This window comes from Plantactinospora sp. ZYX-F-223 (assembly GCF_039649625.1).
GTDB lineage: Bacteria > Actinomycetota > Actinomycetes > Mycobacteriales > Micromonosporaceae > Plantactinospora.
This window is the reverse complement of sequence record NZ_JBDJAV010000033.1, coordinates 1-12,813: the sequence shown is the minus strand read 5'-3', so window position 1 is coordinate 12,813 and position 12,813 is coordinate 1. Positions and strand designations below refer to the sequence as shown.

Sequence of the window (12,813 nt, the reverse complement as noted above, 5' to 3'; positions counted from 1 at the left end):
CGGCGTAGCGCACCGGGGGGATGCCGGACCGGCCAGACCGGCCGGTCTACGCGCTGACCCCGGCGCGGCAGCAGTGGGGCGTCGCCGCACCGCTGTGCAGAAGGTGGAACTGGCCGCGGCGTCCTCCAGCTCCGCCGTCGTACCGCACCGTGGCGCCGACCGGGCCCGGGCCTGAGGCTGCGACGAGCCTAGGCTGCGCGTTGTGGAAGGAATGGCGTGGATCCTGCTGTGCCCGTGTGTCTTCTTCGTGCTGCTGTTCTTCGCCGCAACCGTGGTCCTGTGGTTCCAGACCAAGCTGGGCGGCCGGTAGCTGAATCGGCAGCCGGAAACCGGCGCAGGCGCGGGACCCCGGCGGCTTCGGCCGGGTAGGGCCGCCGGCCCTACCACCCGGAGAGCGGTTCGGGTGGCGCCGGAACTGCCCGACGGCAAGCTGATCCATGCCCAGCTACGACTCGGTAGCGTCGATCTGATGATCGCTGATCGGCTCGACGGCTGGCCGCTGCGGCCTGGTCTGCTCCAGTTATGGGTTCGGGACGTGGCGACGGTGCTGCACCGCGCCAACGCTCACGGCGCCACCACCGTCACCGAACGGACCCCGTTCTACGGTGAATCGACCCTCGGCAGGATGCTCGACCCCTGGCAGAACATCTGGTGACTCTGGGCACCGGCACCGGGCCAGCCCGATCCGACGCCCCACTGGGACGGCGGCCCGGACGTCATATTCACCACGCTGGACAACGCCCTCAAGTCGTTGACGACCTGAGCCGGGCCCACCGCCTCGATCTGCTGTCCCGTCCCGTGAGTTGTTGACAGCCGCACCACACGGCGTCATGCTCCTGTGCATGGAAGGTAAACCGATCGGCGACAGGCGTGCCGAACGGCATCAGGAAACCAAGGCCGAGATCATCCAGGCCGCCTGGGACCTGACCCAGTCGCAGGGCCTTGCCGGGCTGTCCCTGCGGGACCTCGCCGCCAGGGTGCGGATGCGCCCACAGTCCCTGTACTCGTACTTCCCCTCCAAGCACGCGATCTACGACGCCATGTTCGCCAACGGATACCGCCAGTTCCTGGAGGCGATGGCACAGGTGGCACCTTCCGTCGACCCGCGTGCCGGCCTGAAGACGACCGCCCGCGCCTACCTCGCCTTCTGCGTCGCCGACAACGCCCGCTATCAGCTCCTCTTCCAGCGCCCGATCCCCGGGTTCGAACCGTCGGCGGAGTCATACGCGCTGGCTCCGGAGGCGCTCGCCGGTGGCCGTCTGCCGTCGCAATGGACGGAGAACCTCGCCCGACTCGGCGTCAGCGACCCGGCGGACATCGACATCTCCACCGCACTCGTCACCGGCCTGGTCGACCAGCAAATCGCGAACGACCCGGGCGGCGACCGCTGGGCCCGCCATCTGGACGACGTGGTCGACATGTTCGTCGATCACGCAACCCGTCGACCCGCTCCAGCTGCACCCCGCAAGAAGCGAGGAGCGGGCCCCACTCCGCGCGGCCAGGCCGCCCCCGCACAGACCGAACGCCCGACCGCCACGAAAGGAGACGACCGATGAACACCGTTCAGGCAGTCCGTACGAACCAGCGGAGGGAGCCGTCATGGCCAGGTTTGTGACTATCGGATACGGCGAGCAGGACGGCTACGACCGCACCGACGCGGCGGTACGCGATGAGGCCCACGCGCACGACGCGCGCTTGCGTGCGGCGGGAGCCGACATGGGCATTGCCGGCTCGCCCGTACAGGTGCGCAACCACGACGACGCCGGCATGACCGTGGCGAGCGGCCCCTACATGTCCTCCGCTCTTCCGGTGGCCGGATTCGCGATCATCGAAGCCGCAACGATGGAGGAAGCCGTCCAACTCGTGTCGAAAACGCCATGCGCGGTCGCGCAGGGTGTCGTCGAGGTGTGGCCATTGCAGGAGTCGCCGTAGGCCGCCGGCCAACGCAGACATCTCGGCCCGACCGGCCGTCGGCGACGCGCTATCGGCTGCCGAACAACGCCAGATCAAGGAGCGGGCTGGATCAGATCGCGGGCACGCCGCCCACCACCGAGCGGCCGGACGGCAAGCCGGGATTCTGGGGCACCAGCCGGGCCCGGCGGGAAGGGGGATGGTCGTTGCCGGCATCCTCCCGATCATCGCCCTGGTCCTGCTCGCCATCCGCGACATCAACCGGCACGGTCGGGCCGAGCGGCGCCGGTTACCGGCGACTCCCGGGTAGTTCACCCGAAGCGGAACTCGCCGTCATCCCGCACGAAGATCTCCTCGTCCACCCAGCGCCGTTCGGTGTCCGACAGCGTGCGGAGGTACTGGCACGAGTATCCGGTGCTCTTCCCCTTGTCGGCCAGCCAGATCTCCGGGAGTTTGTCGCACCGCACCTCGTCCGACATCTCGCGGTAGTAGAGCCAGGCGTGGTTGTACAGCAGCTTTGCGGTCAGGATGCGCTTACGGGGATGCACCGTGTAGTGGACCACCCGATCCCCCGACTCGTAGTCGGACCCGATGACCACGTTCCAATCCACCCGGAGGCCGCGGAAGACGACGGTGCACCAGGTGCCCGCCATGGGCGCCAGCTTGATCTTGCCGCCGGCACAGGTGGCGGTGCTGATCTTCCCCGGGACTCCTCCCATGTCGAGCGTCTTCTCCTGCAGTTCGGGCAGCACCTGTTCGGTGAACGAGACGCCCGGGCCCGACGTGCCCGGTACGGCCGCCTCGATCTGCTCCTGGGTCAGCAGACCGGCCTGCGGTCCGGTGATCTTTACCGGACGCTCCCGCCCGAACACGGCCGGAGAGGGCGGGCCGGCGGTGGCGGGACTCGTCGTCGCGCCCGCCTCCGGGGTGCCGGGGTCGCAGCCGCCGCCGGCGGCTACGACCACCACGCCGACCAGCACGCGTAAGAACGCGGATGGGCTCGCCATGGCACCGATCGTATCCACCCTTTCGATGCATGAATTCCCACAGCCGCGGGCACGGCGGCGCCGACCTCGACCTTTCCAACCTCGCTCGCCCTCGTTCCATCAGCGCGACATGCGCCAGCAGGACTACCAGCACAGCGTCGTAGCGGCGCCTCCTCGAAGCGGTGCCGGCGGCGGCCGGTGCGCCGGTCTATCCGATAGACGACAGGAAATGCCTCTTCACCCGGACCGGAGACCCTGACAGGCTGCGGTCGGCGGGTAACTATCTGGATGGGACTGTCGGCCGATGGCAAAGCGCTGGTTGATCACGGGTTGTTCGAGCGGACTCGGGCGCGCCCTCGCCGCCCGGCTCGCCGCCGAGGGAGAACGGGTGCTCGCCACCGCACGGCGCCCGGAGACCCTGGCCGAGCTGATCGCCCAGTACCCCGACAATCTGCTGTCCACCACGTTGGACGTACGCGACCGGGCGCAGTGTCAGGCGGCGGTCGACTTGGCGCTGGACAGCTTCGGCGGGATCGACATCCTGGTCAACAACGCCGCCTACGGACAGTTCGGCACTCTGGAGGAGGTGTCGGACGACCAGCTCGCCGCGCAGTTCGACACCAATCTCTTCGGGCCGTGGCGGCTCACCCGGGCGGTCCTGCCGCTCTGGCGGGCGCAGCGGTCCGGGCACGCCGTCTTCGTCAGCTCGATCGCCGGCATGGTGCCGTTCCCGGGCCTCACTGCCTACAACGCGAGCAAGGCGGCGCTGGAGGGCATGGCCGAGTCGCTCGCCGCCGAGGCCGGCCACCTCGGCGTGAAGGTGACCATCCTGCAGCCAGGGGGCTTCGCCACCGGGTACGCCACCGCGCTGAGACTGCCGGTGCAGCGGATCGAGGACTACGCGCCGATCAGCGACGGCACCCTCGGCGCGCTACGCGGCATGAACGACAACCAGGACATCAACCCGCCCGAGGTCTTCGCCGACGTCGTGTGGCGCCTCAGCGGGATGCAGTCGCCACCGCTGCGGCTGCCGGTCGGTCGCGACTCGGAGGCGTTCCTGGAGTCCGCCTACGACACCCGACGCCGCGAGTACGACGACGTCGTCAAGGCCGGCCACCACACCGTCGCCTGACGCTGTTCGACTCCGCTTCGCCGGTACGCCGCCCGGTCGCCCCGCCACGACCTCCGCTGGCCAGCTCATCGACGATCGGTCGTGGCGTACCCGGTGAGCCGCAGCAGGTCATCACCGCAGCGGCAGGGAACCGCAGCCGCCCCTCGTTCGACGACTCAGGCTCGACGTAACCGCCGTCGCGGCCACCATGCCAGGCCGCGGCCTATGGTTTGCGCACGATCCCGCACCACTGGTCGACCTCGACCGGCAGGCTGCCGTCGTCCTGCGGCTCGGGGCGCCACCGTGAGCACGAGACCCAGCCCGGCTCCACGACCTCAAGGCCGGCGAAGAACTCGGCGATTCGCTCGGGGGTCCTCAGTTTCAGTTTCGGCTGGGCATCGAGGTTCCACACGCGGACCGCTTCGGCGGTGGCCTCACCGTTGACCGCCGTGGTGGTGTTGGCCACGGCCACGTAGCTTCCGGACGGTACCGCGGCCAGCAGCCGGTCGATGATCTGCTGTAGCTCGTCATCGTCGTTGATGAAGTGCATGATGCCGAGCAGCATGATCGCCACCGGCTCGGCGAAGTCCAGCGTGTCGGCCGCCCGCCGCAAGATGGTCTCCGGATCGTGCAGGTCGGCGTCGATGTAGTCGGTGGCGCCCTCTGCGGAACTGGTCAGCAAGGCGCGCGCGTGTACCAGCACCAGTGGATCGTTGTCGACGTAGACGATCCGCGCTTCGGGGGCCACCCGCTGCGCGACCTGATGGGTGTTGTCCTGGGTGGGCAGCCCGGTACCGATGTCGAGGAACTGGCGGATCCCCGCCTCGGCGACCAGGTAGTGGACAGCCCGTCCCAAGAACAGCCGGTCAGCACGTGCCAGCTCGATCACGACGGGAAAGATGTCCTTGACCCTTTCTCCGACCTCCCGATCGACCGCAAAATTGTCCTTACCGCCGAGCCAGTAGTTCCAGACCCGTGCCGTGTGCGGCACGTTGGTGTCGAGCCTCGAGTTCACCGGATCCTGATCGCTCGAGCGCAAATCGGACATCTATGCTCCATCGGACCTAGCCGGGCACGGTTACGGACAAATGAATGATCAGCATAGTAGAACCACGCCTCTCCGCCCGGCCCAGCCCGGTGCGGTCCGGCGGTCAACCGCCGGTCTGCGCCTGCGTCTTGAGGCCGGTCAACACCGATTCGCCAACCTCAGCGCCGACGCCCAAGAGCACCCGTCGTCGTCTCGTCGGCCGCGAGGTGTGCCGGGAGCGTCGCGGGTCGCACCGGTACCTCAAGCACAGTGGCGCTGGCGGCGTCGGCGTCGACCAGGTGCTCCTCCAGGGTGGGTCCGGAGACGGTCAGGCCACGCCGATACAACCAGTCGAACAGGTCGAGGCCGGCACGGACCACGCCGGTTGCCGGTGGGACGATGGCTCGCACCACCGTGCGGGCGGGCAGATCGAGCCGTTCGCCGCTGTGCTCGGCGGTGACGGCCGCCAGGAAATTCCCGGTGGGTTGCCCGCTGAGCCAGGTCAGCAGGGCCGCCGCGGGTGGCGGGCACCGGACGGCCAACTCGGACGGGTGGCCGATTCGCAGGTAGCGCACGTTCAGGCGGCGCCCACCGACCGTAGCCTGCTGGGGCAGGACCGACATCGGCCTGGCGAGCCGGTCCTCAGCCGCGGCGACGGCTGCGGCCTTCACTGCGATGTCGCGACGTAGGGCGGCCACGGTTTCGGCCAGGGCCTGCCGGAGGTGCGCGTCGGGGGCGTCCAGGATGTCGGCAATCTGGCGGAGTGACAGGCCGAGGTGCTGTAGTCCTCGGATGCGCTCCAGCCGGCTCAGTTCGGTCACGCCGTACCACCGGTAGCCGGTGGTCCGGTCCACTGTGGCGGGTACCAGCAACCCGATCTTGTCGTAGTGCCGCAGGGTGCGTTCGGATACTCCCACCATCCCCGCCAGCTCTCCGATGCGCCACACGGCTTCCTCCTCCTGCCTTGACCTTCTCCCTGCGTCAGGGTTCTAGCGTGCCGGCCATGAGTCCCACTGACCGTAGTGGCGCAGCCCGACTGACGGGCCTGCTGCTGTTAAGTTCGTTGACGGCCATGCTTGCCGGTGTGGCGGTCGTCGTGCCATCGGGGCTAACCCTGAATCCGGCCGACCCCGCCGCCGTGTTGGCGGCGGTGCATGCACGGGTCGAGTTGCACCTGCTCGAGTTGGGGCTCGACGTAACCGGCTGGCTCGCCCTGCTCGCGGCCGCGCTCATCATGGTCAGCCGCCGCACGGCGCCCAGGCCACACCTGGTGACACTGGCCGCCGGGCTGCTGGCCTGCGCCGGCGTGGCGGGCCTGCTCCACGACGCCGGAAACCTGGCGTTGACCCAATTGGCCGCCGATCCCACGGACCCGACCGCCACCGCGGTGGCCTGGGCGGTCCTCCTCACCGCCAAGTGGACCGTCAACCTGGCCGGGCTGCTCTGGGCCGCCGCGACCCTGGCGACCGCGCTCGGCACCCCGCTGCCCACCGGACTTCGCCGCGCCGGCGTGGTCGCCGCGATGTCGGGCCTCGCCGCCGTTCTGCTGCCCTGGACAACCGGGACCGACGGCCTCCCGGCAACGCTGGAACAGCTCGGCTACGCCCTCCACCTGCCGGTCATGGTCTGGTACGGCGTACTGGGCTGGCGATTGGTCCACGACGACCCCGCTGCCCCAGCCTGACCAACGTGGCGCGCCAGAGCCACGCCCGGCGGCGCCGCCCGCACCGCTCTCGACTTCCCGTCAAGGAGGCCCGGCCAACGTTTTTGTGACTCAGAGCGCGTCGAAGCTGACTTCCTGCATCGTCCCGTCCGGTCCCATCCGGAACAGCCGGGGCGGGCCCATCATTTGCCGCACTCGCCGGTGGTCGGCCTCGCGCTCGGCCTGTTCCCTCCCGGTCGGGTCGGTCACCCGAAAGCCGTGCAGGGGAACGGCTTCCGCATCAATGTCGTCCGGGTCAGGTCGGCCTTCGACCACGAAGCCGAACAGCGCCCGCAGCGCCTCCTCACCCAGTTGCAGCGGATGGAACGGCAACGGATACGGACCCTGGTCCGGCCATCCGGGCATCGGCTCGACCGGATGCTCACCGGCCCAGAACGGCAGTTCGAAGTCGTACGGCTCGCCGACGTTCTCCTCGATGCCGCCGTCCGGCGACAGGCTCAGCGAGCGGACCAGTTTCCCGTCCTCCCAGACGGCGAAGCACAGCCAGTCCACCACGGAATGCATCCCGTGCATGATGATCCGCCGACCGGCACCGGCCGCGCGCAGGTGTTCGGGGAGTTCGGACGGGCGGTCGAGCACCAGCCTGCGGTCGCACAGCAGCTCGGCTCCGGCCAGCACGGTCGCGTAGGTGATGTCATCCGGCGGGTAGAGCCGATCGAACAGCGTGCCGTCGCCGACGCGGGTCACCTCGTACCCCGGGTGGGCCCGCCGCACGACTTCCTCAGCCTCGGCCGGATCGCAGGACGTCGCGCCGAGCACCGCCGGGAGCAGGTCCCCATCGGTGAAGGCAAGCATCGCCGTCTTCGCACCCATGTCCGCTCCCCCAACTGTCCACCGCGCGATGGCTGTTGGCACGGTACCGGCAGTTGACCATCAAAGCGACCACCGTCTGCAGGAGGCCTCACGGCGCCCGCGGTCCTCGACGGCCGTCGGCGACCAGCCTTCGCGCACGCATGGCAGCAAGACAGGACGTACCGAGGCGGATCCACGTCCGGCGGTCAGCGATGCAGGTCGCTCGGTCAGGATGGCGGCGAGACGTTCCTGTTTGACATCGGGACCGTTTACATCCATTCGGCAAATCCTTCCGGGGTGACCAGGATCGGGCAGGCTCTGCAGCACCGGGGCTACCACGTCCGCTTAGTCCCTCATGGGTTGTTGCTGGCGACTTCGTGGGCCGTGGTCGTCGACCGGGCCCGTGGTGGGAGTCGAACGTGTTCGTGCCGGCGGCGGTCGGGCCGGGCTCGAACCGACGACGGTTCATTTCCAGCCGCGTCCATACCTTCGGCCGCGACTTGATGACGAGCACGGCGGGGTGCGAAGCTGTTGGCACTAAAGGCTCCAGTCCACGTCTGGATGTGGTCGGTCATGGCCGGTAATATTGACGCGAAGCGATCGGCGGCTCTGGTTGAGCTCGTGAAGCCCGAGCGGTTGCCCCGAATCCTGGACGTCGGCGCCAATCCGCTGGGGTGGGACCGGCCCCCCTACCAGACTCTTGTTGAACAGGGCTTGTGCGAGTTGTGGGGCGTCGAGCCGCAGGAGGACGCGTACCAGAAGCTGCTGAAGACCAAGCGGGACAACGAGCACTACCTCCCCAACGCCATCGGCCAGGGTGGCGCGGCGACCCTGCACATCTTTGGGAATGACGCGTTCAGCAGCATGTACCCGATCCATAGGCCGTCAATTGACTTCATCGACCGGTGGCGCGACGAAACCACGCTGGTGAGGACGATCGACATGGAGACCCACCGGATCGATGACCTGCCCGAGATGGAAAATGTCGACCTGCTCAAGATCGACTGCCAGGGCTACGAGGTTGAGGCGATGCGAGGCGGGCAGAAGCGACTCGCGGACGCTGTGGTGATCATCCCCGAGGTCCGGTTCATGCAGTTGTACGACAACGAGCCAAACATCGGCGGCCTGGACAGCTACCTGCGCTCACGGGGGTTCTTCTTCCACAAGCTCCTTTTCGTCAAGTCCACCGGCATCAACCACTCCCGTTTCGGCAAGCTGCCGAAGGATATGACGTGGAACCAGGCTGTCGACGGCGATGCTGTCTACATCAAAAACCCGGTGTCCCCGGAGATGGCCACGGAGCAGGTGAAATACCTCGCCATCTTCGCCGACGCGGTCTTTTTCTCCTTCGAACTCGTCATCCGGTGCCTCGACATTCTCGCCGCCCGCGGCGTGGTCACCGACGCCGACATCCAGGACTATTTCGACCTGCTGGTCGGCTGAGCCGCTTCTCGCACACCTGCCCATCTCGACCTGGACTGCGCCGCCGCGCGGGGTCCGGCCGTGCGCCGCCCCACGTCGACCGCTCCGACGACAGCCCAGCGGGAGAGCAGGAAGGTCAGCGACCGATCCGGATAGGCAGCTCGGTCAGGCCGCGGATGAGGGTGCCCGAGCGCCAGGAGAGCTCGCCGGGCGCGCGGGCCAGTTCCAGGTGCGAAAACCGGGCCAGCAGCGCGTTGAAGGCGATCTCGCCCTCCAATCGGGCCAGCGGGGCGCCGAGGCAGTAGTGGAGGCCGTGGCCGAATGCGAGGTTTCCCGCTTCCCGCCGGATGTCGAGCCGGTCGGCGTCCGGGTACTGCTCGACATCGCGGTTTGCCGAGGCCAGCGCGACGAAGACGACCTCACCCGCGGGAATCGTCGTGCCGCTGAACACGACGGGTTCGGTGGTGTAGCGGAGGGTGGCCATGTTGATCGGGCCGTCGTAGCGCAGGAACTCCTCCACCGCCTGCGGGGTGAGTGAGGGATCGGCGCGCAGCGCGGCCAGCTGCTCGGGGTGGCGCAGCAGCGCGAGGACGCCGTTGCCGATCAGGTTGACCGTGGTCTCGTGGCCGGCGATCAGGAGCAGAAACACCATCGCGACCGCCTCCCGATCGGAGAGCCGGTCGGCGTCCTCGCCCGCGGCGACGAACGTCGAGAGCATGTCCGGACCGGGATGGCGCCGCTTCTCGTCGATAAGGTCCTGTAGGTATGCGGCCATCGCCTCGTACCGGCGCGGTGCTGCGGCGGCGCTGGACAGGCTCGCGTTCGACCACTCGCGGAATTCGTCACGTCGGTCGAGCGGTACACCCAGCAGTTCGGTGATCACGGTTATCGGCAGCGGAAAGGCGAAACTGTCCAGCAGATCGACCGTACCGCCGGTGCTGGCCGCCTCGGCCGCCACCGCGTCCAGCAGCTCACCCGCGATCTGCGCGATGCGCGGCCGGTACTGCGCGATGCCGCGCGGGGTGAACGCCCTGCCGACCAGGCGCCGCAGCCTGGTGTGGTCGGGCGGGTCGGCGTTGAGCATGTGCTCGGCGTACGAGTTGGCCACCGCGGGGTACCGACTCGGGTCCGTGTGATGCTCCAGCCGGCGGATGATCGACGCGCTGTCCTTGGCCAGCCGCGGGTCGGCGAGCGCGGCCCGCACATCCTGATGGCGGGTGACCAACCAGGCCCGGATCCCGGACGGCACGGTGACGCGCACGACCGGTCGCTGCGCACGCAGCACTCGGTAGAGCTCGTGCGGGTTGCTCAGCCGAGCGTTGTCCAGGATCAAGTGATCTTCCACAATGCCGTCGGTGCTGGTGGCCCCGGTCACGAGTCCTCCTCACACTGGCCGACGAGCGCCGCCAACCCTGCGGTGCAACGCCAGTCAGCATACGCACGTCGATGACCGACAGTAAGGCATCCACAGTGGACGGTAGGACTGCCGTCCGGCCGCGCCGATGTCTCGACCCGGCGAGAGCTGGCACTGCGGGGTGCGGCCGCGCGCTGGTAATCCGGCAAGAATTGGAAGATCTTCTAGTCCCCCGCGCCGCACACTCGTACCCGACGCCAATACCCAAGTGCCGTCAGACATCTCGCGTCGTCAAGCGCGGGGTGCGAATGTACGAGGACGGGGGATGCAGCCGTGACCGCACGCTCAGCTCCAGGCCCGCGGACAGTCACAGAGCTGCTCCGGCAACGCGCCGAGCAGGAACCCGACCGGCTCGCGTTCCGGTTCCTCGAATATGCGGGCTCCGCCCAGCCCGTGGTGTCCGAGTTGACCTACGGCCGGCTCGAAGCTCGCGCCAGAGATGTCGCTGCCATGCTCAGCCAGGTGGCCAAGCCCGGCGACCGGGTGCTCATGCTGTGCCCGCCGGGCCTGGACTACATCACCTATTTCTTCGCCAGCATCCACGCCGGACTCGTGGCGGTACCCGCATACCCACCGGCCGCCTCGGGCCGCTACGACCGCATCGAGGCGATTGCGCGCGACTGCGACGCCGCCGTCGTGCTGTCGGACGAGGCGGAGTCGAACCAGGTGCCGGCCGACCTGACCGAGCAGTCCGGATCATCGCTGTGGCACGCACGCTGGGTGTCCGTCCGCCAGGAGGTCGCCGAGGGCTCCGGGCTGGACTGGAATCCGCCCGGCGCGGCCGGCGACGCACTGGCGTTCCTCCAGTACACCTCGGGCTCGACCGGTTCGCCCAAGGGTGTGATGGTCTCCCACGGCAACCTGCTCGCCCACGCCCGGTCGGCGCAGAGTTGTTACTCCTTCGACCCGGAGGTGCGGGGCGTCAACTGGCTCCCGCTCTACCACGACATGGGTTTGATCTCGGGCTTGATCTACCCGTTGTACTCGATGTTCCCGTCGACCCACCTGGCGTCCGCGGCCTTCATCCGCTCACCGCTGCGCTGGTTGGAGGCCATCACGCGGTACGGCGGGGTGGTCAGTTTCGCCCCGAACTTCGCGTATCAGATGTGCGTCGACCGGATCGACGAACAGACCAGGCAGCACCTCGACCTCTCCACCTGGACCCGGGCGATCAACGGCGCCGAGCCGGTACGGCTGAGCACGCTCGAAGCCTTCACGCGTGCCTTCACCGGCTGCGGATTCCGCAGGTCGAGCTTTGTTCCCGCCTACGGCCTGGCGGAGAACACCCTGACGGTGTCGGCCAGCACGATCGGTGCCGATCCGGTCGTGCGCTACGTCTCAAGGTCCGGGCTGGCAGCGGGCCGGCTGTTGCCGCCGACCGATCTGGCGCAGGCACAGCCATTGGTCAGCTCGGGGCGCCCGATGCCCGGCGTCGTGGTGGAGATCGTCGATCCATCGACCGGCGGTCGTACCGGCGCCGACCGGGTTGGTGAGATATGGCTCGGCGGCCAGAGCGTGGCCGGCGGATACCTCGACAACCCCGAGGCCACCGAGCGGACGTTCCACAACACCATCGGCCCCGGTAAGGAGCGGTACCTGCGCACCGGCGACCTCGGGGCGATGATCGACGGCGAGCTGTACATCGCGGGCCGCGTGGACGACATGATGATCTTCCGGGGACGCAACGTCCACCCGCAGGACGTCGAGGCCACGAGCATGGACAGCGATCCCGCGCTCGGCTCGACGCGCTGCGCCGCGTTCGCCGTCCCGGTGGCGGGCGAGCCCTCGCTCGTGATCGTCCAGGAACTGCCGCGACGCCGGACCGGGGCCGCCGATCGCGCCCGGATGGCCGCGACCATCCGCCGTCGGATCGTCGAAGAACATCAGTTGGCCGCCGACACGATCGTGCTTGTCCGGCCGGGCGCCCTTCCCACGACGTCGAGTGGCAAGATCCAGCGCAAGGCTGCTCGGGCCAGATACCTCGAAGGCGGCTATCCGCCGCCGGTACCCATCGGCGCCGACGAAGTCGGCGATGACATCGCACCACCCACGGCGGAGCAGACTCCGGCTCCGCCGCCGGAGCACGCCACCGTCTCCTACTCCTCCGCCGATACCGCCTCGCCGACCCGCACTCCGGCGGAGATCGAGAACCAGCTACGACTGCTGATAGCGGAGTCGGCACGCTGCGCCGTACGGGACGTCTCGCCGAACCAGTCATTCAGCTACTTCGGCCTGGACTCGATGCGGGCGGTCAGCGTCGCGGAGCGGCTGTCGAGGTGGCTCGGCCGCGACGTATCCACCGCCCTCGCCTGGGAGCATCCGACCATCGCCGCCGCCGCCCGCGCACTGGCGCTCCCGGCGGACGGACGGGACCGGAACAGGTCGACACCGGCGGCGTCCGAGCCGATCGCGGTGGTGGGGATCGGG

12 protein-coding genes are annotated in these 12,813 nt (G+C 68.7%); 7 read left to right on the top strand and 5 right to left on the bottom strand.

The annotated features are described in order from the left end of the window. Positions 1-469: 469 nt before the first annotated feature. The 3 genes from AAH979_RS29110 to AAH979_RS29100 all read left to right on the top strand — a co-directional run bounded on the left by AAH979_RS29110 (position 470) and on the right by AAH979_RS29100 (position 1,932). Positions 470-655, top strand: a complete 186-nt coding sequence (locus AAH979_RS29110) for a hypothetical protein (protein ID WP_346261321.1) — start codon at positions 470-472, stop codon at positions 653-655. Between the two features lie 187 nt (positions 656-842). Then, the gene (locus tag AAH979_RS29105) at positions 843-1,556 is read left to right on the top strand and encodes a TetR/AcrR family transcriptional regulator (RefSeq protein ID WP_346261320.1); all 714 of its coding nucleotides are present in this window, start codon (positions 843-845) and stop codon (positions 1,554-1,556) included. Between the two features lie 43 nt (positions 1,557-1,599). Continuing rightward, complete coding sequence (locus tag AAH979_RS29100) at positions 1,600-1,932, top strand: YciI family protein (protein ID WP_346261319.1); 333 nt, start codon at positions 1,600-1,602, stop codon at positions 1,930-1,932. A gap of 290 nt (positions 1,933-2,222) precedes the next feature. Here the strand turns inward: AAH979_RS29100 and AAH979_RS29095 are convergent, their stop codons facing one another. Beyond that, positions 2,223-2,918: a hypothetical protein gene (locus AAH979_RS29095; protein WP_346261318.1), complete on the bottom strand. Its 696-nt coding sequence runs from the start codon at positions 2,916-2,918 to the stop codon at positions 2,223-2,225. 283 nt (positions 2,919-3,201) lie between these two features. On the opposite strand from AAH979_RS29095, the gene AAH979_RS29090 reads away from it, so the two are divergent. Continuing rightward, positions 3,202-4,029 (top strand): SDR family oxidoreductase, encoded by an 828-nt coding sequence (locus AAH979_RS29090; protein WP_346261317.1) that lies wholly within the window; start codon positions 3,202-3,204, stop codon positions 4,027-4,029. 202 nt (positions 4,030-4,231) lie between these two features. Here AAH979_RS29090 and AAH979_RS29085 read toward each other — a convergent pair whose 3' ends face one another. Further along, the gene (locus AAH979_RS29085) at positions 4,232-5,056 is read right to left on the bottom strand and encodes an SAM-dependent methyltransferase (RefSeq protein ID WP_346261316.1); all 825 of its coding nucleotides are present in this window, start codon (positions 5,054-5,056) and stop codon (positions 4,232-4,234) included. A 158-nt stretch (positions 5,057-5,214) separates the two neighbouring features. Next, complete coding sequence (locus AAH979_RS29080; protein WP_346261315.1) at positions 5,215-5,982, bottom strand: MerR family transcriptional regulator; 768 nt, start codon at positions 5,980-5,982, stop codon at positions 5,215-5,217. A 137-nt stretch (positions 5,983-6,119) separates the two neighbouring features. On the opposite strand from AAH979_RS29080, the gene AAH979_RS29075 reads away from it, so the two are divergent. After that, positions 6,120-6,719: a hypothetical protein gene (locus tag AAH979_RS29075; protein WP_346261314.1), complete on the top strand. Its 600-nt coding sequence runs from the start codon at positions 6,120-6,122 to the stop codon at positions 6,717-6,719. 90 nt (positions 6,720-6,809) lie between these two features. Here the strand turns inward: AAH979_RS29075 and AAH979_RS29070 are convergent, their stop codons facing one another. Further along, positions 6,810-7,571 (bottom strand): hypothetical protein, encoded by a 762-nt coding sequence (locus tag AAH979_RS29070; protein ID WP_346261313.1) that lies wholly within the window; start codon positions 7,569-7,571, stop codon positions 6,810-6,812. Between the two features lie 540 nt (positions 7,572-8,111). On the opposite strand from AAH979_RS29070, the gene AAH979_RS29065 reads away from it, so the two are divergent. Further along, positions 8,112-8,993 (top strand): FkbM family methyltransferase, encoded by an 882-nt coding sequence (locus AAH979_RS29065; RefSeq protein WP_346261312.1) that lies wholly within the window; start codon positions 8,112-8,114, stop codon positions 8,991-8,993. Positions 8,994-9,108: 115 nt separating this feature from the next. Here AAH979_RS29065 and AAH979_RS29060 read toward each other — a convergent pair whose 3' ends face one another. Further along, the gene (locus tag AAH979_RS29060; RefSeq protein WP_346261311.1) at positions 9,109-10,347 is read right to left on the bottom strand and encodes a cytochrome P450; all 1,239 of its coding nucleotides are present in this window, start codon (positions 10,345-10,347) and stop codon (positions 9,109-9,111) included. Between the two features lie 312 nt (positions 10,348-10,659). Here AAH979_RS29060 and AAH979_RS29055 point away from each other — a divergent pair. Then, on the top strand, positions 10,660-12,813 hold a 2,154-nt coding region (locus tag AAH979_RS29055), incomplete at its 3' end, for an AMP-binding protein (protein WP_346261310.1).